This is a genomic window from Undibacterium sp. Ji50W, assembly GCF_049340445.1.
Classification (GTDB): domain Bacteria; phylum Pseudomonadota; class Gammaproteobacteria; order Burkholderiales; family Burkholderiaceae_D; genus Undibacterium.
Genome location: NZ_JBMPOX010000005.1, coordinates 198,533 through 223,231 on the forward strand (window position 1 = coordinate 198,533; position 24,699 = coordinate 223,231).

Sequence of the window (24,699 nt, forward strand, 5' to 3'; positions counted from 1 at the left end):
AAGTAAGCCTACAAACCAGGCTGCAAGGAATTCCCTCCTTCTCATGAGGAAAGTCCTTGCAGCTATTCACCACCAAACAAATTCAACTGACTCTCGGTTTTCTCATCGGCTAGCCGCGTTCCCAGACCCAGCAGGCGTACTGGTAACTGGCGGCGAGAATAGCCGGTTGCCAGCAGTTGTGCATACATGTCCTGATCCAGCGCCCTGGCACCGCATTCCACCGTGGTGACGCGAAAATCTGAAAAACGGATTTTGACATACAGCTTCTGTATACTGTCTTCTGCTGCCGCCCTTTGCATGCGCTGCTGCAAGGACTTGAACAGGACCGGCAACTCGGCCTGGCAGGTGGCTAAATCCGGTAAATCGATGGTATAGGTTTCTTCCACACTCACTGATTTACGTTCCGAGTAAGCGCATACTTCACGCCGGTCTATGCCACGGCAAAGCTGGTACAGATTATTCCCCAGTTTGCCAAAATGCTGCATCAGGTCCGGTAGCGACCAGGTCAGCAAGTCGCGGCATTCATGGATGCCCATGGAATGCAGTTTGGCGGCAGTGACCTTGCCGACACCAAACAGGCGGGCCACCGGCAAAGCGGCGACGAAGTCTTCCACCTGGTCGGGCAAAATGACGAACATGCCATCTGGCTTGTTCCAGTCACTTGCGATCTTGGCCAGGAACTTGTTCGGTGCCACCCCGGCAGATGCAGTAATGCCCACCGTGTCGGCAATGCGCGCCCGTATCTCTTGCGCTATCAGGGTGGCACTGCCTTTGTACTGGGTGGAATGGCTGACATCCAGATAAGCTTCATCCAGCGACAGCGGTTCCACTGCATCGGTGTAATCACGGTAAATCGCCAGGATCTGGCGCGAGGCTACCCGGTATTTTTCCATAGTCGGCGGCATGATCAGCAGGTCCGGGCAGCGCCGCACCGCCTGTGACATCGGCATGGCCGAACGGATGCCGAAGCGGCGCGCTTCATAATTACAGGTCGCCACCACCCCGCGCTGGTCGGGCTTACCGCCCACCGCCAGGGGTTTTCCACGCAGCGTCGGATCATCACGCATCTCTATCGCTGCATAAAAACAGTCACAGTCGCAATGGATAATCTTTTTCAAACTGGCTACTCAAAGTAAGAATACCGTATTTTATCCCGAATCCAGGGTTTAACTGAGCATACATACAGTATAAATGCGACTAATTCTTGTAAGAAATGACTAGTTGTTGTGGTTTAAGCTAAGATAGTCTTATCTTCCGCAACACGATTTGCATGCTTTTTTTGAAGGATAGGTGATGAAAAAACTGTTTTCGCTGATTTGTACTATGGTTTTTGGCTTGAGCATGGCGCATGCCGGCACCAATCCGGCGCAAGTCTATGATGAAAGCGCCGATGCCAGGACCGCCATCACCAAAGCGCTGGCAGAAGCTCAAAAAAGTGACAAAAAAGTTCTGGTGATCTTCGGTGCCAACTGGTGCAAGGATTGCCTGGAACTGGACAAATCCATGCATGGCAAAAACGCCCCCCTGCTGAACAGCAAGTTTGTCACCGTCAAGGTGAATGTCGGCCAGTTCGATAAAAATATGGACCTGTCCGATAGCTATGGCACGCCGACCAAAAAGGGGATACCGGCAGCGGTCTTGTTAAGGCCGGACAATAGTGTGCTGTATGCATCCAAAGGTGGCGAATTGTCGAATGCCCGCAAAATGAGTGAGCAAGGGGTATATGATTTTTTTGATGAAATCACCGCCCTGTATCACTAAGCATGGTCAATCCGGATGTCTGATCTGTCTCCCCCACCCATGCTTCCGCCTGATCAGGCGGAGCTGGACATGCTGAGACGCAGCCATCATCTGTTATCGAGTTTTTCGCATCATCTGCCGGTCATGTTTTATCAATACCGGCGTTATCCGGATGGCCGCGTCTGTTTCCCATACGCCAGCGATGCCGTCAGCACTTTTTTTGGGGTCAAGGCAGAACAGTTGCGTGAAGATGCCCGTTTCCTGGCAAGCATCATACATCCGGATGATTTGCCGAAAATGATAGTCGCGATACGTAAATCGTATACCGATCTCAGCGTCTGGCACCAGGAATACCGCATCATTTCTGCCGACAAGCCAGACCGCTGGGTGATGGGGAATGCCACGCCAGAATTATTGCCGGATGGCAGTATATTGTGGCATGGCTTTCTGACAGACAATACCGAACGCAAGCTGACCGAGCAAAGATTGCAGGCTGCCGAACGCCAGCGCCGCCTGGTCATGAAGGCTTCAAACCAGGGGCTGTACGATATCAATCTACAAACCGGCGAAGGCAGTTTCAGTCCGGAATACCTGCAGATGCTGGGTTACGACCCGGATGACTTTGCTACGCCGCAACTGTTCTGGGATTATTTCTGGGGCACGGGGGTGCACCCGGATGATGTCAAAAGTCTTAAGAAAGCCTATAAAGCCCATGCCCAGGGCATGGGCAAGGGTGACTACCATGCTGAATTCCGACAAAAGAACAAGGCTGGCGCCTGGCGCTGGATCATGTCGCTGGGCAGCATCGTCGAATGGGATAGCAGTGGCCTGCCGCTGCGCATGGTTGGCACCCATATCGATATTACCGAACGCAAGCAGATCGAAGACATGCTGCATCAAAACCAGGAACTGCTGAAATCCAGCAAAGACCGCTACAAGGTGTTGGCGAAAGAGCTGGAAATCCTGATTACCAATGTCCCGGTCGGCATCATGTTTGTCAGTGACGGCGTGATCGTCCGTGCCAACAAGGCGCTGGCCGAACTCTGTCGCTTCCACGATGTACAGGCCATGATAGGGCAGCAAACCGCTTTCCTGTACCAGAACCAGGCAGACTATGAAGCGTTCAGCAAACAGGTCATCCCCGGCTTACTGGCAGATGAACTGGTCGAACTGGAATGGCCTCTGCGTCGCCATAATGGAGAAGCGTTCATCGGCCGCATCGCCGGGCGTGCCTTGCCTAGCGGTGGCTATGTCAAGGGTGCTGTGTGGATGATACAGGACATCACCGAGCAAAAAACCATGCTGGATGCCCTGCGCAATAGCGAGCAGCGCCTGCAAAGGCTGATGAATTCCAGCCTGATCGGCATCATCCAGGGCAATGAAGCGGGACAGATACTGGACGTCAATGACGTCTTCACCCAGTTCAGCGGTTATAACCGCGACTATTTGCTGACCCACAGCAAGGTGTGGGAAACCCTGTTGTCGCAACAGGATATCAAGATCTGTCAACAGGCATACCAGGATTTGATACGGACCGGCACTACCGTGCCTTTCGAAATCATGTTGCAGCAGGGAGATAATAACGGCGTGCCCATCCTGGTCGGCCTTAGCCATCTGGAAAATTCCGAACGTGAATGGGTCGCCTTTGCCATGGATATCAGCGACCGCCTGCGCATGAACCGCCTGAAGACCGAATTCATTTCCGTGGTCAGCCATGAATTGCGTACGCCGCTGACCTCGATACGCGGCTCGCTCAGTTTGCTGGAATCTGGCGTCAGCGGTATCTTGCCGCCGCAGGCAGAACACCTGATACGCATCGCCCACAATAACAGCAAGCGCCTGATTACCCTGGTCAATGACATACTGGACATGGACAAACTGGCCAGCGGCAAGATGATTTTCAAATCGGAAGCGCTGGATCTGGTAAGCCTGGTCCAGAATGCCATCGAATCGAATATGTCCTATGCCGCTTCACTGAAGGTCAGCCTGAAGCTGGAAAGCTGTCCGCCGCATGCCTGGATACTGGCCGACACTGACAGGCTGATGCAAGTCATGGCCAACCTGATGTCGAACGCCGCCAAGTTCTCGCGTGAGGGTGATGCAGTGTCACTGCATATCATGAATGCGGGGCCGCGCTACCGGGTGGAAGTCAGCGACCGCGGCAGCGGCATTGCGCCAGAATTCCAGGAACACCTGTTTGAACCATTTACCCAGGCCGACGGCACCAACACCAGGCAAAAAGGCGGAACCGGGCTGGGTCTGTCGATTACCAAGGCCATGCTGGAAAAAATGCATGGACAAATCGGCTTCCACAGCACACCGGATGTAGGCACCACCTTCTGGTTTGAATTTGATGTGTATCGCTGAAATACTTTCAGGCAGGCAGTAAGCGTGGAAGGCGCTCTGTTTTCAACAGTTACAGTGACAGCTCAAAGGTTTACTATCTGAAATTACAACGGAACGATGAGTCCGGCAAGATCGCAAAAACATAAGAGAGACGAAATGACTACTACTGATTTTATCGTCGTTGGCGGTGGTTCGGGCGGCTGTGCAGTTGCCGGACGCCTGACTGAAGACCCGGCTCTGCACGTCACCGTACTGGAATCCGGTGCCAAGGCAGATAGCTGGGTGGTGAATACCCCGGCTGCGGTGATCGCCATGCTGCCGACCAAACTGAATAACTGGGCTTTTGAAACCCTGCCGCAACCCGGCCTGAATGGCCGCCGTGGCTATCAGCCGCGTGGCAAGATGCTGGGTGGTTCTTCCGGCATCAATGCGATGGTGTATATCCGTGGCCACAAGCAGGATTACGATCACTGGGCGGCGCTAGGCAATCCCGGCTGGTCGTTTGATGAAGTGCTGCCCTACTTCAAGCGTTCGGAAAACAATGAAACCCACGGTGGCCCGTATCATGGCCAGTCTGGCCCCCTGCATGTCAGCGAATTGCGCAGCGACAATCCGTATCAGCAAATTTACCTGGAAGCTGCGCGCCAGGCCGGTTTTCGCATCAATACCGACTTCAATGGCGAAGACCAGGAAGGCATAGGCATCTACCAGGTCACCCAGCACAATGGTGAGCGCTGGACCGCTGCGCGAGCTTACCTGCATCCACATATGGGCAAGCGCCAGAACCTGCAGGTGGAAACCGACTGCCACGTGACCCGCATCCTGTTTGAAGGCAAGCGCGCCGTCGGTGTCGAATATCGCCAGGGCAGGCAAATCAAGATACTGAAAGCCAGGCGTGAAGTGCTGCTGGCGGCAGGTGCCTTCCAGACTCCGCAATTGCTGATGCTGTCCGGTGTCGGCAATGGCAAGGCATTGCGGAACATGGGGATAGAAGTCGTGCATGACTTGCCCGGCGTCGGTCAGAATTTGCAGGATCATCCTGATTTCGTCTTCAAATACCGCGCCAAGAGCCTCGACCTGCTGGGCTTTTCTGCCGCTGGCAGCGTGCGCATGGTGAAAGAATTCCGGCGTTATCAACAACAGCGACGCGGCATATTGAGTTCCAACGGGGCGGAAGGCGGTGGCTTCCTGAAGACCGACCCGACGCTGTCAGCACCTGACATACAACTGCATTTTGTGCTGGCCATGCTGGACGACCATGCGCGCAAACTGCATCTGGGCCATGGCTATTCCTGCCATGTCTGCCTGTTGCGTCCGAAAAGCGTGGGGGAAGTGACGCTGGCCAGTGCTGATCCCATGGCAGCACCACAGATCAACCCGCGTTTCCTTGAACATCCGGACGACCTGGAAAACATGGTCAAGGGCTTCAAGCTGACACGCCAGTTGATGAATGCCCCGGCGCTGGTAGCTGCACGCAGCAGCGACTTCCAGACCGCCAATGTACACAGCGACGATGATATCCGCGCGGTCCTGCGCCAGACCTGCGATACGGTGTATCACCCGGTCGGCACCTGCAAGATGGGGGTGGATAACACGGCCGTGGTCGACCCGCAATTGCGCGTACATGGCATGACAGGCCTGCGGGTAGTGGATGCCTCCATCATGCCGACGCTGATCGGTGGCAATACCAACGCACCCGCCATGATGATAGGGGAAAAGGCGGCGGACATGATACGGGCGGGTAGCTGAACACCCTCCCCGTCTGGTGATTTACCTGGTCAGGGGGGCGGCTGCAGCATGGCCGGTGCCGGTAAAGCCGGCCTGGCCTGCTCGAAGGCATAGCCCATGTTCAGCAGCCTGGCGTCGCTCCAGGCACCGGCGAACAGGGACAGCCCCACCGGCAAACCCCGCACCAGGCCCATGGGTACGGTCAGGTGCGGATAACCGGCAACCGCCGCCGGAGTGCTGGCACTGCCGGCGACCACGTCCCCAAGCTTATAGTCAATGGCCCAGGCGGTGCCGGTGGTGGGGGCGATCAGCGCCGCCAGCCGGTATTTTTTCAACACCGCATCAATCCCCTGCTTGCCTGCCCTTGATTTGATGCGGGCTGCGGCCTGCCGATAAGCGGCATCCTGCAAACCCGGCGTGGCTTGCGCCTGTTCCATCAATTCCTGGCCAAAATGTGGCATGACAGTAGCGGCATGCTGCTTGTTGAAGGCAATCACATCAGCCATAGTGCGGGTCTTGACTGCCGCCGGTGTAGCGGCCAGATAGGTGTTAAGGTCAGCCTTGAATTCATACAGCAAAACGGTCAATTCATCCTTGTCCAGTTCTTCCAGATAAGGCAGGTCTATCTGGTCAACGATGGTGGCACCATGCGCAATCAGTATTGCCAGGCTGCGCTCAAACAGGGCGCGGGTTTCGGCATCGTAACCATCGACCATCTTGCGCACTATGCCCAGCCGCACACCCTGCAGCGCGCTGGTCTTCAAGCCTGCCGTATAGTCCTTGCTGCGACGGCGGTCCGCCTGCAGTGTCGTCGGGTCATGCACGTCACTACCGGCCATGGCATTCAGCAGCATGGCAGCATCACGTACCGTCAGTGTCATCGGTCCTGCCGTGTCCTGGCTATGGCTGAGTGGCACGATGCCGCTACGACTGACCAGGCCAACGGTAGGCTTTAACCCCACCAGGCCATTCACCGATGCCGGGCAGACAATGGAACCATCGGTTTCAGTACCTATCGCCGCCGGTATCAGGCGCGCCGCCACCGCTGCACCAGAACCCGAACTTGATCCGCAAGGGCTGCTCTGTGGTGCATACGGATTGCGGGTCTGTCCACCGGCGCTACTCCAGCCGCTGCTGGACAGGTTGGAACGCAAATTCGCCCATTCACTCAAATTGGCTTTGCCGGCAATGATGACCCCGGCAGCCCGCAGGCGCGCCACCACGGATGCATCTTTTTGCACCAGATTATCTGCCAGCGCCAGCGAACCCGCCGTGGTCACCATGCCCCTGGCATCGATATTGTCCTTCAGCAAGATGGGTAGCCCAGCCAGGCTGCCACGGCGCGGCCCCTGCTGATCTATCGCTATCGCATCCGTCTGAGCCTGCGGGTTGATGGTCATGACTGCCTGTAGCAAGGGGTTGGTTAACTGGATTTTGGCTTGATAGCTTGCCAGCACTTCTTGTGCCGTGATTTTCCCTTGGCGCAGCTCTTGTGCCAGTACGCTCAATTCATCACTGGCTGCCGCTGTTTGCGCAGTGTGTACCAGCAACAATGGCAAGGCACAAGCCCGCGCCAGATTCAAACTCAGATAGAACTTACGCAATCGGGATCTCATCAATTGATTCCTCTTCTCATTCACCAGGGAAAAACCTGGCGCGTCAGTGCAACGCTGACAATATAGACGAACACCGACAAAGCTGCCACCAAAGCCACGGCCCTGATGGCAGGCGTCTTGCCGCGTTTCAGGGCGATGGTACCAAGCACGATGTACAGAATCAGCGCCAGCAATTTTGCAGTCAGCCAATCCTGGCGGAACGGGTATTGCCCGCTCCACATCGCCAGGGTCAACGCGCTAGCCAGCAAGACGGTATCAATCACATGCGGCAGTATCCTGACCCAGCGTCGCGCCAGCATCGATGAAGAACGCAACATCCAGATACCACGCAACAAAAACAAACTGCCACTCAGGGCAGCACAAGTCATATGCAAATGTTTAATGGCAAGATAGCTGGGCAGCATATCCATAGATAAACCTCATTGGCGTTTTTGTGCCTGCAATACTACCCGAAAGCCAGCAAAGGTGGATGCTGACAAGCAACTGGCAAAATCCATTAAACTTCAGGCTATCACTATTCAACCAGAAAGCCCGACTTGATGAATTTCCTCGACCTGCAGTCAAAAGATGGTGCCAAAGCAAGAATTGCCAGCCAGGGTGCGCATTTATGTTCATGGATACCTGCTAGTGGGTCCGAACAATTATTCATGAGCAGTCGTTCAGAATTCAAGGAAGGGATTGCCATACGTGGTGGCGTGCCGGTGGTGTTTCCCCAGTTTTCCAATCTGGGCACCTTGCCCAAGCATGGTTTTGCCCGTACTTCGGAATGGCGTCTGCTGGAAGCTGGCGCAGTTGAATCCAGCTCTGTTGATACCGGTGCGGCCCAGGCCGTGTATGAGCTGAAGGAAAATATTGCCCGCCTGACGATATGGCCGCATGTATTCCGTGCGGTACTGCGCTTTACCCTGCATGGCAATATCCTGCAGATGACGCTGGAGATACAAAACACCGGCGACACTTACTTCAGCTTTTGCAGCGCCTTGCACACCTATCTGGCGGTCAGGGATATCAACCAGGTCAGCCTGCACGGCCTGCACGGCTTGCATTACCGCGACACGGTCACCGGCAAGGACCATTGCCTGGATAAGGATGTTGCACTGCACATTCGTGCAGAAACCGACCGTATCTATGGGGGTGTTCCAGCCTGTCTGGAATTGCGCCAGCCGCATCAAACCACCCTTATCAGCAGTGCAGGCTTTGCCGATGCCGTGGTATGGAACCCGGGTGCCGCTGCGGCCAGCATCGGCGATATGGAAGCCGGTGGCGAACAACGCATGCTGTGTGTGGAAGCAGCCAGCATATTGCGCCCGGTCAACCTGGCCCCCGGTGAAAACTGGCGTGGAAGCCAGACTCTGGAAATCCGTGCATGAAGCAATTGACAATGCGGTCCGTTTAACACATAGTCACAATTATCGGTTTGCCGCGCATTGGCCTGTTGCAAGCCGACTTTGACTGTATTGAATTTATCACTTGTACAAAATCGTTACCATCCAGAAATGATCCCACCAGTGTAGAAGCGCTGGCCGGATCATTTATTTTTTGCTTTTATTTTCGACTGAAGGATTTTATGCATTCTGTCCGCTCCGGTATCCAGCTTTCACTCAAACCCGTTTTGCGCGCACTGGTTTTGGGTGGCGTCTTCCTGTTCACTGCGCCGCTAGCCCTGGCAGATAGTTTGCCCAAGGGTGTCAGCCAGGTCAGCAGTGTCGAAGGCATTACCGAATACCGCTTGCCAAATGGTTTGCGGGTATTGCTGATGCCGGATGCAACCAAACCCACGGTCACCGTCAACATCACTTACCTGGTCGGTTCGCGACATGAAAATTACGGTGAAACCGGGATGGCACATTTGCTCGAACACATGCTGTTCAAAGGCACGCCAAATAACCCGAAGATCACGGAAGAATTCAACAAGCGCGGCATGCGCATGAACGGCACCACCTCGCTTGACCGCACCAACTACTTTGAACTGTTCCAGTCCAGTGACGACAACCTGAAATGGGCACTGGAGCTGGAAGCCGATCGCATGGTGAATTCCTTCATTGCCAAAAAAGACCTGGACACAGAAATGTCGGTCGTGCGCAATGAATATGAAGGTGGTGAAAACTCGCCTGGTAGCGTGTTGATGAAGCGCCTGCAAAGCGTGGCCTATGACTGGCACAACTATGGCAATTCCACCATCGGTAACCGCAGCGATATCGAAAATGTCAAGATAGAAAATCTGCAGGCTTTTTACCGCAACTACTACCAACCTGATAATGCGGTGCTGATGGTAGCCGGCAAGTTCGAGCAGGAAAAAGTACTGCAATGGATTAATGCGTCTTTCGGCAAGATCGCCAAGCCGACCCGCAGCCTGCCGCAGTTCTGGACCGTGGAACCAACACAGGATGGTGAACGCAGTGTGGTCGTGCGCCGCAAGGGTGATGTACAACTGGTGATGATTGCCTACAAAGTACCGGCGGGCCTGCATAAAGACCGCGATGCCCTGGGTTTGGCCAACAGTATCCTGACCACGGCACCACATGGCCGTCTGCACAAACAACTGGTGGAAACCGGCAAGGTGGTCCAGGTCTTTTCCAGCAGCCTGGGTCAGGTTGAACCCGGCATCAACGTCATAGGTGCGGTAGTAAAAAAAGGCGAATCGGTAGAAGCGGCCAGAGATGCGCTGCTGGCAGGCATAGAAGATTTCAAAAATAGCCCACCGACCAAGGATGAACTGGATCGCCAGAAACGCAACAATGCCAATTATTACGAAAAACTCTTGAACAACCACGAATCCATAGGCATCAGCATGTCCGAATATATCGCCATGGGTGACTGGCGCTATCTGTTCAAGGACAGGGATGATGGCGACAATGTCAGCGCCGAACAGGTGACGGCCGCTGCCAAACGCTATCTGGTGCGCGACAACCGCACGGTAGGCATGTTTATCCCGGAAGACAATCCACAGCGTGCCGAGGTGCCTGCGGCACCGACCATGGCCGAAGTCATGAAAGACTTCAAACCCAAGGCAGCCACCCTGACCGGCGAAGCGTTTGACCCGGCCCCGGCAAATATCGACAAGCGCACGCAATTGAGTACCATGGGCAATCTGCAACTGGCGCTATTACCCAAGAAAACCCGTGGCGAAACCGTCAACGTGTCACTGTCCCTGCACTGGGGTGATGAAAAGAGCCTGTTCAAGAAAGGCACGATTTCCGGTTTCGCCGGTTCCTTGCTGGCCACCGGAACCAGCAAATATTCACGGGCGCAGTTGTCGGATGAAATGTCCAAGCTGAAAATGAGTGGCGGCCTGTATTCCTTCCAGACCACCAGGGCGAACTTGCCGGCGGCGCTGGAGCTGGTGGCTCACGTGCTGAAAGAAGCCAATTATCCGGAAACTGAATTCAAGCAGGCACTGGAAAGGACACTGGTCGCACTGGAAGCTTCGCGCAATGAACCAGTCGCTGTTGCCAGCCGCGCCGTGGGCCTGCACTTCAACAGCTACCCGAAAGGCGATATGCGCGCCGCCGTGACGCTGGATGAAGCGCTGGAAGAACTGCGTGCGGTCAAGCTGGAAGATATCAAGGCTTTCCATCAAGATTTTTATGGCGTCTCCAAAGGTGAATTGAGTATCGTCGGTGATTTTGATGTGGACAGCACCAAACAGATCGTCAGCAAGGTATTTGATGGCTGGACCAGCAAAGCCCCGTATACCCGCATGGTCGGCAAACGTAGTGATGTAGAGGTGGTGCGCAAGACCTTCAACACGCCAGACAAGGAAAGCGCGATCTATCTGAGCCGCATGAATCTCAGCATGCGGGACGATGATGCTGATTTCCCTGCCCTGCGCGTTGCCAATTATATTTTTGGTGGTGGTGCCGGCCTGAATTCCCGCCTGCTGGAACGCATCCGTCAAAAAGAAGGCCTGTCGTATGGCGGTAGTTCCAACCTGAGTGTCGGTGAAATTGATCGCATCGGCAGCTTCAGCATCAACGCCACGGCGGCACCACAAAATCTGGCCAAGCTGGAAATCGCCATCAAGGAAGAATTGGAACGCGCCCTGAAGGATGGCTTCACCGCTGAAGAACTGGCCAAAGCCAAATCCGGCCTGCTGCAACAACGACTGCAAGCCCGTACCAGTGACGGCGCTCTGGCTGGTGGCTGGAACAGCAACCTGTACCTGAACCGCAACTGGGGCTGGTCACAAGCCATGGATGACAAGATACAGGCCTTGACTGTAGAGCAAGTCAATGAAGCTTTCCGTCGCTATATAGACCCGGCGAAGATGAGTATCTTCATCGCCGGTGATGAAGCCAAGGCGAAAGCAGCAGCAACAGCAGCAGCCAAATAAAGCTGGCTGGTGATGAAACCGGAAATCGATGATTTCCGGTTTTTTTTATTTTATTTGTACTCAATATGGCCGCCTTGAACACCACTCTCACATCGCTGGTACTAGCAACTTCCCTGCTGATATCTCACACGCCTGCTCATGCTGCTACCACTCTGCCGGTGAATGTCATGCAGGCCAGCAGCGTCGAAGGCATTACCGAATACCGCTTGCCGAATGGCTTCAAGGTCTTGCTGATGCCGGACAATTCCCAGGCAACCATTACGGTCAACATGGTGTACATGGCGGGTTCCAAACATGAAAACATCGGACAGACGGGGTATGCCCATCTGCTTGAACATATGCTGTGCAAAGGCAGCAAGAATTATCCGCAGATTGCCAACCAGCTCAGTAATCGCGGGGTACGCTGGAATGCCTTTACCCACCTCGACCACACCAATTACATCGCTTACTTTGACGCCAATGAAGCGGATCTGGACTGGGTATTGGGGATGGAGGCAGACCGCATGCAAAATGCCCAGGTCTTGCAGTCTGAGCTGGATACGGAAATGACGGTAGTGCGCAATGAGCTGGAAATGCGCGAGGTCAGCCCGAGCGAAATCCTCAACAAACGCTTGCTGGCAGTTGCCTTTGACTGGCATGGCTATGGCCACAGCACCGGCGGTGAAAAAAGTGATATCGCAAAGGTTGACATCGAGCAATTGCGCCAGCTATACCACACCTACTATAGACCCGACAATGCAGTGCTGGTGGTGGCAGGAAAATTTGATGCGGCCCATGCACTGGAGGTGATCGCCCGCAAGTTCAGCCACCTGGCAACCCCCAAAACAGCACTGCCGGTGATACCCACGATAGAACCAGCCCAGTTGGGCGAACGTCAAGTCATCGTCAGAAGAAAGTCCAGCTACAACGTTACTATGCTGGCCTATCACAAACCGTCTGCCCTGCATCCGGATCATGCGGCCCTGAAAGTGGCCGGTGGCATGCTGTCATCCGGGCGTGAGCAGCGCAACAAAGACAATGAAATCATCCTCACCAATTTCGCGCCTTCTTTTTCCATGCAGGGCAATGCAGAAGCCGGGCTGGCCGTGTTTACCACCGACAGTTATGCAGGTACGCCTTCGGATGAAAACGCCAAAGGTCTGATCAAGATCATAGAAGGATTTGGCCAGCAAAACCTGAGTCAGGATGAGCTCGATTTCGTCAAAAGCCAGTATGTCAACAATTTTTCCAGGCTCATGAATGATGCCGAAAAAATGGGCACCATGCTTTCTGAATACATTGCGCTGGGTGACTGGCGTTTGTTATTCGTGGAAAAAGACCGTATCGCCAAACTGACGACGGTACAGGTACAAAATGCGGCAAGACGCTATTTCGTGCGTGAAAACCGTACCGTGGGCGTCTTGCTGTCAGACGAAAAAAGCCCGGACAGCAGTATCCCACCGGCACCGCCCCTCAGCGATGTCATGAAGAATTTTTCGCATGTCAATGAATATGCACTGGTCAGCGATTTCAATGCCAGCGTCGCCAATATCCAGAAACAGACCCGGCGTCTGAAAATCGGTAACCTGGATGTGGCCCTGCTGTCCAAGCCCAGCCGTGGCCAGGCAGTCAGTGTCGATCTGGCATTGCACTGGGGGGATGAACAATCCCTGTTTGCCAAGCGCTGGTTGGAACGTATGACCGACCAGACCATGCTCCACGGCAGCGGCCCGTTTAGCAAGGAAGCCCTGGAAGCGGAAAGAGAAAAATCGCATATCCGTGGCGGCCTGACCCAGTTCACCACCGACAGGGCACATCTGAAACAGGCTTTGCAATTGATGGTCATGAGCCTGAAAGAACCCCGGTTTGCACAGGCACAAACGATCATCGAGAAGGAAAAGAGAAAATGGTTTGGCGAACGCGGCAACCCGGTGCAAATGGGCATGGATGAAATGGCCAGGCATTTCAATGCCTACCCGGATGGCGATATACGGGCGCAAGAAACCGCCCAGCAAATCATTTCCGAACTGAATGCCATCAAGCCTGCCGACCTGCTTGAATTTCACAAACAGTTTTATGGCGCGTCCAACGGTCACCTGGCCATCGTCGGTGATTTTGACGTGGATGAAGCCGCGACCATCCTGCGCCAGCAATTCGCCGGCTGGGAAAGCAAGGCGCCTTTCCAGCTTGCCCACACCAGTATCATCGAACGCCTGCCACTCAATACCTTCATCCCTACCCCGGGTAAAGACAATGGCTATTTCATGGGACGCCTGGATCTGGCCATCAGCCAGAATGATCCCGATTATGCGGCACTGGAAGTGGCCAACTACCTGATAGGCGGCATGACGGCAGAATCAAGACTGGGCCTGCGGGTGCGCCAGAAAGAAGGCTGGAGCTATCACGTGCGCTCGCGTATTGAAGCACAGGCAAACGACCCTGCCGCCAGTTGGCAAATCATTGCCACCGCTGCATCAGCCAATGTGGACAAGCTGAAAGTCGCCATCCTGGAAGAATTGCGGGCGGTGGAAAGCGGCGGTTTCAGGCCGGAAGAACTGGCAAAAGCCAAACAGGCACTGGGCCGCCTGACCCAGCAGCAACGTGCCGACGACAGCCGCCTGGCCAGCTTGTGGAACGGCGTTTTGCATCAGGGCAAGGATTTTACTCTGTATACGCAACGGGAAGCTGCCATTCAAAACCTGACGCTGGAACAGTTGAACCAGGCCTGCCGCAAATATCTGCAACCCGGCCTGTGGAGCATCGTGACCACGGGGGACCCCAAAAAGATGAACCAGAAACCGTAAACCACGGGAATTTGCCGGAAGGAGCAATCAACCTTTCCAGCTTCTTTGCAGACCGGTATCGGTATGTATCCAGCCGCCTTGCGCAGTCTGGCGGTAATAGAAACCAACGCCCCCCTGGCGGAAACTCTGTATCAATTCCCCCAGTATTTCTTCATGCAACTGCGGTATGCGGATATCTGCTGCCTTGCCTTCCATATGCAGGGATTTGCGGGCGGCGGGTACGCCTTCTTCAATCAGGCGCTGATTCGATGCCTGGGTGCGGTAACCGGACAAAATCTCCAGTGGCCGGCTGACACCGAAGCGTGCCACATAGGCCTGGGTAGCCCACAGGGTTTCCAGCAGTTTGGGATCAATCGGCGCGGTCTGCTTGCCATTCACGTCGCGCAACAGATGACACAGTTGCTGATACGCAGATTCGAGCACGTCACCGTCTTTCCAGTACAGGATTTTGCTGCGTTCACCGGTTGCCGGTCGTATCAGGTCCAGGGTGCGGGGCTTGACCCAGAATTCAATATCCAGTGCCTGGGAATCAAATAAATCCGGTGGTGGCGCTAGCTGGGTGGATTTTTCCCCAGCCTGGGCTGCCTGCGCTGCCTGCGATAACCCAGGCTGGCCGATCAAACCAGTGGCACTGAGCAGTAAACCTTGTTTTAAAAGCTGGCGGCGGCTTGGCATCATAGTGTCGTCGTGGTTGCACCTAAAGAAACTGCTGTCAAGTGTACATCCGAATCCGGGTTTTGGCTGATATGGCAACGCTTCGTCGGGCAAATTTGCGTTTGATGACACGGAATGTGCAGTCTGTCTGTATAGGCAGTGAAAAACCGCATAAATCCTACTACACTTGGAAACTGTTAACTCTTTCATCACGTCAAATCATGATCAAATCACTAGGATGTCTCACACTGCTGGCAGTCTTGCTGGGTGGCTGCGAAATCAGTGTCAAAGGCGATACCATCAAGGGCAGCGGCAAGATCACTACGGAACAGCGCAGTATGACTGAATTCAATGCCATAGAAAATTCCAGCTTCTTTGATGTGGTGGTCACCAACGCGCCGCAGGCGAGTGTGGTGATCAGTGGCGACGACAATCTGGTGCCAGAAATTGAAACCGTGGTGGAAAACAAGGTCTTGATCATACGCAGCAAGCGCAAATCCTATAACTTTACCTGGAGCAACCAGCCAGGTACCGTCAGGATCACGACGGCGAGTTTGAACAAGGCCACCAATTCTGGCAGCGGCGACATGGATATACATGATCTGCAAACCGACAAATTGAGCCTGAACCTGCATGGCTCTGGCGACGTCAGGGTCACCGGCAAGCTGGGCAGCCTGAAACTAGTGTCCACCGGCAGCGGTGACCTGGACATGCAGCAACTGCAAGTCGCCCAGGCTGAGCTGGAAATGCGCGGCTCTGGTGAAGTACACCTGGATACCGTCAGCCAATCGCTGGATACCACCTCCAGCGGCAGCGGTGATCTGCGTGTCGACAATCTGCAGGCAGCCAGCGTCAGGCTGATCAAGCACGGATCGGGCGATGTGCGTCTGCTGGGTAATATCAAGGCCCTGCAACTGGAAACGGTGGGATCGGGGGATATCAATATCCAGGGCATCAAGGCTGAACAGGCAAGCCTGCGTGCCAGCGGTTCTGGTGATATCAGGCTGACAGGTGAAGTCGGTGATTTGACGGTCACCACCAGCGGTTCCGGCGACCTGGATGCAGAAAACCTGAAAATCAAGGATCTGCACCTCGCCAACAATGGTCCCTCGAACCAGAGCTTCCGTGGCATACAAGGTATCCTGAAGGCAGATATGTCGGGTTCGGGTGATCTTGATGCGGAATTGCAATCCGATGCAGCACTGGAACTGAATATGCAAGGCCCGGGACAGGTCAACCTGAAAGGCAAGGCCAGGAGCCTGACCGCCAAAGTCAGCGGCAGTGGCGACCTGCGCGCCAGCGAACTGCTGCTCGACAGCGCCAGCATCAAGGTCACCGGCCCCGGTGAAGCAGAAGTTAATGTCAAAAAAACCGGCGGCTCACGAATAGTCAAAATAGACCGCAACGGCGTAGAGAGTTAGAAATTGCCCGCACAGGTGCACTGACCATTGATTGTCAGTGCACCAGCTAAAGCGTCCAGCCTGCGACAGCGGCTGGACGCTTTTTTCATGGACGGTCGTTGTCGCAGTCACTAAAGCTCATTACCGACCTTTAGTCTGGATGTCCGCAAGTTTGATATCTTTTTTCCAAACGCATTCGTCGGCATTTCTACCAGGCGGTGAATTGCATAGGCAATCAGGCCAACGACCAGCGCCGCCAGCAACATCGCCACATAGAATGAAAACCCGTAAGACATCCCTATTTTTATCATCACATAGCCGACCAGTGAGTGCAGCAGGTACAGGGGAAAACTGATATCAGCCAGCCAATTGATGGCCGCATGTTGCCGGAATTTTTTTCTGAAGACATAGGCCAATGCAAAGAGCACCAATCCATACCAATAAATCAGGGTCACGACCGGGAATTCATCGCGGATACTGCTATTCCCCCATGTCAGTGAAAACAGCAGCAATTGAAGCAAGACATAGAAAATCAATTCCCTGTTCGAAATTTTCTGTTGATACGCATAATAAAAAAACAGCCCGACCAGCATGAACTGGACGTAGACAAACTCTGAGGCCAGCATCCTGGCGACAGCTACAAATTCATTGGAAGTCCAAACATTGGGCACGCTGTTTAAGCACCAGTTCAATATCAATACCGAGACGGAGAAAATAAACACCGGAAAAACTTTTCCCCTTTTGATTACCGGACTCAGGCATGCCACGACCAGATAAAATTTCAATTCCATCGCCAGCGTCCAATTGACCAGATCAACGCCTGGTAGCAACAACAGGTCATTGATTAACAACATATTGGACACCAGGATTTTCGTATTCCAATACAGTGCCTGCCCCCAGAATTGACTGGAACCATAGACGAATAACAGGCCGATGGACAAGCTGATCCAGTAAGTGGGAAATATCCTGAAGAATCGCATGATCAGAAAATTGGATGCGCGATTCTTTTCAAGAGAAATAGGGATCACAAAACCACTAATGAGAAAGAATATCGATACACCAAAAGGCCCAAGGCCAAAATTGGGATTGAATGACACCAGCTCATATGCCAGCGGATTGGCCCCGCCATGAACCGGCGACGCAGTGTAAAAGGAAACCGCCTCTCTCATTCCCCAGTACACGCCGAACCAGTGTGAAACCAGCACCAGCAATGCAGCCAGACCCCTGAGCTGATCAGCAAAGAGGACTTTATTGTTATTCGTAGTCATATTTTTATGGCATTTCATAATATGTCTATTTTAACAATTAATTTATGGAAATATTTTTATTTTTGCAATTAAATTCTAGTCTTCTTTTCAAAAAGAGGTGATACGCCGAACAATGCTCTTCGGGATGATCAGGGAAACTACCTAGACCGCGTCACAAGGCAAAAAATTACGCTAAGATAAGTTTCGAATCCGCAACCAGAATTGTCATGCCTTGTTTTTTGCGTTTATTTGTCTGCCTGCTGCTGGCCTGTCTGTCTCAGGCAGCGCCGGTGCATGCCCAGACCAACCAGCATGCGGTACTGCTGATGAGTGAAGAGCAGAGTGACGAAGGCAAGGTGATGCCGATACCCGCAGCAGTCAAGACCTTGTTGCGCTACCTGGAACAGCACTCTGGAATCACGTTTGACGTACGGCGCTATCCCTGGAAGCGTGCACTGGAAAACGCGGAAAATGGGGAAGGCCTGATCTTTGGCATATCAAAAACGCAGGAAAGATTACGCAGTTTCAAGTTTTCGCAGCCAATTTTTACCGACCTGTCCTTGCTGGTCACCCGTTGCGATAGCAAATTTGTATTTCAGTCACTGGACGACCTGAAGGATAAAACCATAGGCATAGTTCGTGGCACCAGCAACGGCGACAAATTTGACCGGCTCAGCAATGTGCTGTTCAAGGTGGAAGACGATACCAACAATAATTCGCGGCGCCTGGAGAAACTTTACCTGGGGCGCATGGATGCATTTTTGTTGTATAGCTCGACAAACAACATCAGCCAATTGGAAAAACGACTCAACCGGCAATATGCGGCGAAATTCGCCACACAATTTACTACTAACCAGACAAAGGAAAAACTGTTTTGTATTTTGCCAAAGCCGGTTTCTTCCATGGATATTCATATCGCTGTCCGGCCTGATCTTGACCAGGGCTTGATACAGAAAATCGACCGCGCCATCGCACGTGCCCATCAGGAAGGTGAACTGGCCAGGGTGTACGCATTGCGCTAGTGTAGTGTTGCATCAGTTGGTATGTAGCAACCAGCACTATTGCATGCTGTGGCGCGCCCCTTTGTATTGATGCTTCAGCACCAGCCTGCTGCTGGCAACCAGGGTATTCAATCCCAGCATCAGCTGTATCAGTACATGGCCTTGCAGACACCAGACCTGGCCACGTGGCGCTGTAGCCTGGGTCACGGCGCTTAATACCGGGGCCACCCACTGTGCTTCCGGCGTCAGGTCCAGCAAGACATCGCCATCAGAATTGGTGTGCAGATACAGTTCTCCGCCATGCAATAAAGTCAGGCAGATGCCCTGCCCTGTGGTCGGCTTGTTGCCCAGGGCCTGCTGTAATTCACGGTGTTGCAAATCCATCCATGCTTCGACATCCAGCGCGGTTTCCAGAGAGACCCAGGGGTGCTCTTGCAAGTCTGGCACAGCATCAGGTTGCGGATTGTCATTAAACATTATCTTGTTTCTTTGTTACTTTCTGAACTGTCATTTTAATTTGACGGCGTATGGGCACCAACAGCCGCATTCTGACACAAATTGCCAGGCACATTCAGTATCAGACAGGGAAGTTGCCAGTACAAAAAGAAACATGCTACGCGAGAGGAATCTGCCACCCGGTTTTTTATATGGAGGGCATCATGCCATGGCAGGAAAACTGATGCCTGAGTTCGATGGCTATGCCGTGCTGGAACAATTGGCCAGGTGCACACCGAAAAACGATTTCCGGCCCGTCATGGTACTGACCGCCGATGTCATGCCGGAAGCAAAACACCGGGCGCTGGCGCTAGGCGCAAAAGATTTCCTGACCAAGCCTTTCGACTTTATCGAATCGATATTGAGAATCTCGAATTTGCTGGAAACGCGTTTGCTGTACAAGCGCCTGCATGCCCTGATTCCCGACGAGATACCTTTGCAGCCCTGGCATCTTAAGCGCGATTGAGCAAAGAAATTTTTCTTGTTTTTTCTTGTTTACTGGCGTCGCCACTGCCATTTCCAGGGGGCACCTTGTGGCCCCTGGACCTGATCGTGGATTTACTTGATCTGCTTCACTTCAAAGCCTTTTTTCTGCAACAATTCAGTGACGCTGTTGGGGCCACTCATATGTCCGGCGCCGACGACGACAAACAGTTTCTTGCCGCCTTCCAGCATGCCGCTGATTTTTTCCACCATGCCGGGATTGCGGTCATCCAGTAGCAATTTCATGACCTTGCGCGAACCGGCATCCTTGCTGGCAGCGTCTTGCAGGATCTTGGTCAGGGCTTCGGCATCACCGGCTTTCCAGGCATTGATCATGCCATTGGTTTCGCGCAGCAAATCACCATTCTTCAAGCCGTCCAGGGTTTGTGCCAGCATGGCATCGCCATCTTCATCGCTTAAACCGGCCAGCACATTGGCCTGGAATTCCATGGTTTCCAGTGAGACGATATCTTTCTTGTCCTGCTTCGCCTTTTGCATATAGTGCAGGTCCACACCTTTGCTGGCATCAAAACCCTGCTGCTTGAAAACACCAACGCTGAGTGCCGTCGCCACGATACTTGGCTTCAATACCTGCAATTGGGTGCTGGCAGCGCCGACCATGCCTAGCAAGTCTTCCCAGGTTTTTTTTGTGATGTGGTTTTCCAGCTTGTCCGGTGCCGCGTAAGTAAAAAACGGCATGGCTTTTTCTGCTACTTTGGGGTCAGAGGTATCGACTTCAACAACCAGGGTATCGGCCTGTTTGTAGGCATTTTCCACTGCTTCTGGCAAAGGGTAGAAACTGGCCTTGGCAAGATGGATGGAGCCAAACAAATACGCGGTATTGCCAGCCGACTTCACTTCCCACAGCACACCTTTGGCCGGGTCTTCTTTGGCAGTCTGGGCCTGGGCTGGGACATTGACGCCAGCACAGACCAGACTCAGGCCGACGATACCAAGATAGCGGGCAGCGAGACGGGTAAAGGAAGTTTTGAAATTCATTATGGATGTTCCGTAAAAAGAGAAAATGGGACCTTGTGCCACGTGTCAACGCGGCACAGGATAGCAGAAATGTGTTCGCGACCAGTAAGTCCTAATAAAGAGTTGCGCGCTGGCGGGCAGGTAATTCCACATCATATTTTTCACCATCAATGGCTGCATTGCTCAGGCTCGCCAGGATGGTGCCGGCGCTGGGTATGCCCGCCGGACGCTCTGCGCCTGCACGTTGCCATAATTGCGAACGCAAAATTGCGCGGGCGCACTGAAAAAACACGCATTCCACCTGTATGCGTATCACGCATTTTGGCGCTTTGCCATCCACGGACAGTTTATCCAGCAACTGCGGATCAACAGAAATGCTGGCACTGCCATTCACACGCAGGGTTTCGCCCAGGCCGGGAATCAGAAACAGCAGCGCCACCTGCGGGTCATGCAAGATATTGCGCAGGCTGTCGATACGGTTGTTGCCACGGCGCTCGGGTAGCAACAGGGTGTGCTGGTCTTCTGCCACGATAAAACCGGGGGCATCGCCACGGGGTGATGCATCCATGCCATCTGCACCATGGGTGGCCAGGATGGCGAATGGTGAAGCCGCTATCATCGCCTGGTAATGCGGATGAAGATAGCTGATTTCCTTTTTCAGCGAAGCCTCGCCGACGGTATCGAAAAGCCCGGCGAGTTGCTCTGCAGTGGTGATGAGATGGGATGGCGTGATTGTCATGGTAGGTAAATGGTGGTGTAAGGCAGCTCAGTTTTTCCCCAGGTAAGGGGCGAGACGCCATTCTTCCCTGGCCTGCAGCAGGATGCGTTCTATATAGCCTTCTTTTTGCAGTTTTTGCAGTTGCTTGTTCACTGCCGGCAGATAAACGGCACACGGGCTGCTGGCGACAAAACCCAGTAAATTCGCGGTCTCGATCAGGTAGGGAGTCAACGGTACCAGCTTGTCGTCCAGTTTGCCCGACGCCATATACGCCATGCCGGAATGATAACCGGTGATGACATAATCAAAGCGCCTGGCCTGCAACATCTTGAGTGCCGTTTCCAGGTTATCCACTTCGTTGATGGCCAAACGACCATCCATGAAATCATCGAATGGCCGGCCAAAACGGTTGCCACGGGCGATGCCGCCACGATAAGGAATCAAATCATCCCATTTGTTGTAAGGGAAGGCATTGCCATTCCTGACAAAGGCAGCCACAGGATTAACCAGCACCAGATCGCTGAAGAGTAAAAAACTGGTACGTTCCGGCGTGGTTTTGAGGGTGGCGATCAGGTCTATGCCGCCGTTTTGTGCTGCATTCAAGACCCGTTTCCAGGGGCCCAGATAACGCACTTCATACGGTATGCCCAGATCTTTCATGATGCGGATGGCAATGTCTATGCTGGCACCATGGAAATTTTTACCATCATGCCAATGCAGGGGTGGGTAGGCAGGGTCTGCCGAAATCACCATGCGTTCACATTTTCCAGCCGCTTGAGTGAGTGGCGCAAACAAAATGAAGAAGAGCAAAATCAGACAACGATGCATAAATCACTTCCGCAAAAATGGCAAGCTCACAACACTTGCAACAGTGCATCATCCTTACCCGGTAAGTAATACTAACATTTTCACCTTTTTAGGGCAGCGATTTCTTAGAACGTGTTTACGATCTGTAGCGAGCGAGCGTCGGCGGGGTGAAGAGCAGCGCAAAAAGCGGAATGTACTCTAAGTACATGAGCATTTTGAGCAGCGCATGAGCCCCGATCACGCACGCGCAGTAAGATCGTAAAAGGTTCTTACGCAATTTTACGGTGCGTTTGTTCTCCTGGCTTATTCCCGAGGTTTATTCCCGTGGCTTATTCAATAGGGCCTTCAGACCTGCCAGACGTTCCTTGGGTGTCAGCACCTCGGTTTCCGTTGGCAAGGCGATACCTTCATCCAGTTTCATTTCCTTGATGAAGCGTGAGACATCGCAGTGCACCGGGGCACCGGCGCGTTTGCGTTTTTTGCACCAGGTGATATGCAAGCTGCGCTGGGCGCGGGTGATACCCACATACATGAGACGACGTTCTTCTTCTATGCGGGCAGCCATGGTCTCTACCGGCGCATCCGGGTCGCCCTTGTGCGGCAAAATGCCTTCTTCCACACCGACCAGGAACACATGCGGATATTCCAGCCCCTTGGAAGCATGCAGGGTGGACATGCGCACGGCATCGGGTTCTTCATCCTTGCCTTCCATCATGGTCATCAGCGCTACCATCTGGGTCAGGTCAAGCAGGCTGCGGTGATCATCGCTGCCATCCTTGCCGCCGCTGCCCTTGGTTTTCAGCCACTGGGTAAAGTCGAGCACGTTTTGCCATTTGCCTTGCGCCGCACGGTCTTCAAAACTGTCGTAGAGATAGCCTTCGTAATTGATTTCCTTCATCAGGTCATCCAGCAGTTCGGTGGCATGGCCTTCGCGGTGGGCATGGGCTTCGACCTGGTTGATAAAGCTACAGAAATTTCTTAATGGCCGTAACTGTTTGTCAGGCAGCTTGGCTTCTATACCACCTTTGAAGACTGCGGCAAACAGCGAGCATTGCCATTGGCCAGCAAATTCGCCCAGTACTTCTAGCGTGGCCAGGCCGACCCCACGTTTGGGGGTGGTGATGGCGCGAATGAAGGCCGGGTCATCATCTTCATTGGCGATCAGGCGCAGGTAGGCAATGATGTCCTTGATTTCGGCGCGGTCAAAGAAGCTCTGCCCACCGGATATCGTATATGGGATGCGTTCACGCCGCAGCGCCTGTTCGATCACGCGCGCCTGGTGATTGCCGCGATACAGGATGGCGTAATCGGAATACTTGGCCTGGCGCTCGAATCTGTGGGCTGAGATCATGATGGCGACCTGCTCTGCCTCTTGTTCATCATCCTGCATGCCCAGCACCTTGACCGGGTCACCCAGGCCATGTTCTGACCACAGCGCTTTTTCAAACAGCTTGGGATTGTTGCCGATGACGGCATTGGCTGCCTGCAGGATGCGGGTGCTGGAACGGTAATTTTGTTCCAGCTTGATGATTTCCAGGTCAGGAAAATCGACTTGCAGGGTCTTCAGGTTTTCTATGGTGGCACCACGCCAGGCATAAATCGCCTGGTCATCGTCGCCCACTGCGGTAAACATGGGTTTCTTGCCGATGCCGGTCACCAGCAGTTTGACCAGTTCATACTGGCAGGTATTGGTGTCCTGGTATTCATCCACCAGCAGATAGCGCAGTCGGCGTTGCCATTTGTCCCTTACCTGTTCATTGCTGCGAAACAATTCTACCGGCAGTCGTATCAGGTCATCAAAATCCACCGCCTGATAGGCCGACAGGGTGGCAACATAGCTGCGATAAACCCGGGCCGCGATGGCTTCATCTTCATCCTGCGCCTGTTTCAATGCCAGTTCGGGATCGACCAGGCCATTTTTCCATAGCGACATGGCAGTCTGTATGCGGCGTATCAACTGCTTGTCGGTGGTGATTGCCAGATCTTGCACCAGGGAAAAACAATCATCGCTATCCATGATGGAAAAGCGGTCTTTCAAGCCCAGGGCCTGCGCTTCCTGGCGCAGTATTTTCACCCCCAGCGAGTGAAAGGTGGATACCGTCAGTTGCTTGGCCTGGCGCGGTTCTGCCAGCAATTTACCGATGCGCTCCTGCATTTCCAGCGCGGCCTTGTTGGTAAAAGTCAGGGCGGCGATATGTCTTGGGTCATAGCCATGCAGCTCGATCAGATTGACGATTTTCTGGGTGATGACGCGCGTCTTGCCCGAACCGGCCCCTGCCAGCACCAGGCAAGGACCATCCATATAATTGACTGCATTGCGCTGGGGGGTATTCAGACCATGAGACATAACTGGCAGGCGGAGCACATCCG

19 protein-coding genes are annotated in these 24,699 nt (G+C 53.6%); 9 read left to right on the top strand and 10 right to left on the bottom strand.

All coding sequences use genetic code 11. From position 1 onward, the window contains the following. Positions 1 to 62: 62 nt before the first annotated feature. Complete coding sequence (gene dinB, locus ACO0K9_RS10870; protein ID WP_422984668.1) at positions 63 to 1,118, bottom strand: DNA polymerase IV; 1,056 nt, start codon at positions 1,116 to 1,118, stop codon at positions 63 to 65. A 175-nt stretch (positions 1,119 to 1,293) separates the two neighbouring features. Here dinB and ACO0K9_RS10875 point away from each other — a divergent pair, with 175 nt between their 5' ends. From ACO0K9_RS10875 to ACO0K9_RS10885, 3 genes are all read left to right on the top strand, one after another. After that, the gene (locus tag ACO0K9_RS10875; protein ID WP_422984670.1) at positions 1,294 to 1,761 is read left to right on the top strand and encodes a thioredoxin family protein; all 468 of its coding nucleotides are present in this window, start codon (positions 1,294 to 1,296) and stop codon (positions 1,759 to 1,761) included. 69 nt (positions 1,762 to 1,830) lie between these two features. Beyond that, a complete protein-coding gene (locus ACO0K9_RS10880) occupies positions 1,831 to 4,107 on the top strand; it encodes a PAS domain-containing protein (RefSeq protein WP_422984672.1) in 2,277 nt (758 codons plus the stop codon). Positions 4,108 to 4,242: 135 nt separating this feature from the next. Next, the gene (locus ACO0K9_RS10885; RefSeq protein ID WP_422984674.1) at positions 4,243 to 5,835 is read left to right on the top strand and encodes a GMC family oxidoreductase; all 1,593 of its coding nucleotides are present in this window, start codon (positions 4,243 to 4,245) and stop codon (positions 5,833 to 5,835) included. 29 nt (positions 5,836 to 5,864) lie between these two features. Here the strand turns inward: ACO0K9_RS10885 and ACO0K9_RS10890 are convergent, their stop codons facing one another. Both ACO0K9_RS10890 and ACO0K9_RS10895 read right to left on the bottom strand, forming a co-directional pair. Next, positions 5,865 to 7,430, bottom strand: coding sequence for an amidase (locus ACO0K9_RS10890; protein WP_422984676.1), 1,566 nt, complete (start codon positions 7,428 to 7,430; stop codon positions 5,865 to 5,867). A gap of 20 nt (positions 7,431 to 7,450) precedes the next feature. Continuing rightward, the gene (locus ACO0K9_RS10895) at positions 7,451 to 7,840 is read right to left on the bottom strand and encodes a SirB2 family protein (RefSeq protein WP_422984678.1); all 390 of its coding nucleotides are present in this window, start codon (positions 7,838 to 7,840) and stop codon (positions 7,451 to 7,453) included. Positions 7,841 to 7,969: 129 nt separating this feature from the next. Between ACO0K9_RS10895 and ACO0K9_RS10900 the strand changes: the two genes are divergently transcribed. From ACO0K9_RS10900 to ACO0K9_RS10910, 3 genes are all read left to right on the top strand, one after another. Next, on the top strand, positions 7,970 to 8,800 hold the full coding sequence (locus ACO0K9_RS10900; protein ID WP_422984680.1) for a D-hexose-6-phosphate mutarotase: 831 nt from the start codon (positions 7,970 to 7,972) through the stop codon (positions 8,798 to 8,800). A 197-nt stretch (positions 8,801 to 8,997) separates the two neighbouring features. Then, positions 8,998 to 11,763 (top strand): M16 family metallopeptidase, encoded by a 2,766-nt coding sequence (locus ACO0K9_RS10905; protein ID WP_422984682.1) that lies wholly within the window; start codon positions 8,998 to 9,000, stop codon positions 11,761 to 11,763. 65 nt (positions 11,764 to 11,828) lie between these two features. Further along, on the top strand, positions 11,829 to 14,546 hold the full coding sequence (locus ACO0K9_RS10910; RefSeq protein WP_422984684.1) for a M16 family metallopeptidase: 2,718 nt from the start codon (positions 11,829 to 11,831) through the stop codon (positions 14,544 to 14,546). A gap of 27 nt (positions 14,547 to 14,573) precedes the next feature. On the opposite strand, the gene ACO0K9_RS10915 is transcribed toward ACO0K9_RS10910, so the two are convergent. After that, positions 14,574 to 15,221, bottom strand: coding sequence for a YcbK family protein (locus ACO0K9_RS10915; protein WP_422984686.1), 648 nt, complete (start codon positions 15,219 to 15,221; stop codon positions 14,574 to 14,576). Positions 15,222 to 15,421: 200 nt separating this feature from the next. Between ACO0K9_RS10915 and ACO0K9_RS10920 the strand changes: the two genes are divergently transcribed. Beyond that, positions 15,422 to 16,621, top strand: a complete 1,200-nt coding sequence (locus ACO0K9_RS10920; RefSeq protein ID WP_422984688.1) for a GIN domain-containing protein — start codon at positions 15,422 to 15,424, stop codon at positions 16,619 to 16,621. Between the two features lie 110 nt (positions 16,622 to 16,731). On the opposite strand, the gene ACO0K9_RS10925 is transcribed toward ACO0K9_RS10920, so the two are convergent. Continuing rightward, a complete protein-coding gene (locus ACO0K9_RS10925; RefSeq protein ID WP_422984690.1) occupies positions 16,732 to 17,868 on the bottom strand; it encodes an acyltransferase family protein in 1,137 nt (378 codons plus the stop codon). A 206-nt stretch (positions 17,869 to 18,074) separates the two neighbouring features. Between ACO0K9_RS10925 and ACO0K9_RS10930 the strand changes: the two genes are divergently transcribed. Beyond that, positions 18,075 to 18,869, top strand: coding sequence for a substrate-binding periplasmic protein (locus ACO0K9_RS10930; protein ID WP_422984692.1), 795 nt, complete (start codon positions 18,075 to 18,077; stop codon positions 18,867 to 18,869). Positions 18,870 to 18,905: 36 nt separating this feature from the next. Here ACO0K9_RS10930 and ACO0K9_RS10935 read toward each other — a convergent pair whose 3' ends face one another. After that, positions 18,906 to 19,325, bottom strand: a complete 420-nt coding sequence (locus ACO0K9_RS10935) for a hypothetical protein (RefSeq protein WP_422984694.1) — start codon at positions 19,323 to 19,325, stop codon at positions 18,906 to 18,908. A gap of 202 nt (positions 19,326 to 19,527) precedes the next feature. Between ACO0K9_RS10935 and ACO0K9_RS10940 the strand changes: the two genes are divergently transcribed. Next, the gene (locus ACO0K9_RS10940) at positions 19,528 to 19,809 is read left to right on the top strand and encodes a response regulator (protein ID WP_422984696.1); all 282 of its coding nucleotides are present in this window, start codon (positions 19,528 to 19,530) and stop codon (positions 19,807 to 19,809) included. A 92-nt stretch (positions 19,810 to 19,901) separates the two neighbouring features. Here the strand turns inward: ACO0K9_RS10940 and ACO0K9_RS10945 are convergent, their stop codons facing one another. From ACO0K9_RS10945 to ACO0K9_RS10960, 4 genes are all read right to left on the bottom strand, one after another. Beyond that, positions 19,902 to 20,825 (bottom strand): TraB/GumN family protein, encoded by a 924-nt coding sequence (locus ACO0K9_RS10945; protein WP_422984698.1) that lies wholly within the window; start codon positions 20,823 to 20,825, stop codon positions 19,902 to 19,904. Positions 20,826 to 20,916: 91 nt separating this feature from the next. Continuing rightward, complete coding sequence (locus tag ACO0K9_RS10950; protein WP_422984700.1) at positions 20,917 to 21,543, bottom strand: pyridoxamine 5'-phosphate oxidase family protein; 627 nt, start codon at positions 21,541 to 21,543, stop codon at positions 20,917 to 20,919. Between the two features lie 27 nt (positions 21,544 to 21,570). Then, complete coding sequence (locus tag ACO0K9_RS10955) at positions 21,571 to 22,350, bottom strand: substrate-binding periplasmic protein (RefSeq protein ID WP_422984702.1); 780 nt, start codon at positions 22,348 to 22,350, stop codon at positions 21,571 to 21,573. A 295-nt stretch (positions 22,351 to 22,645) separates the two neighbouring features. After that, positions 22,646 to 24,676, bottom strand: a complete 2,031-nt coding sequence (locus ACO0K9_RS10960) for a UvrD-helicase domain-containing protein (RefSeq protein ID WP_422984704.1) — start codon at positions 24,674 to 24,676, stop codon at positions 22,646 to 22,648. Positions 24,677 to 24,699: the final 23 nt, after the last annotated feature.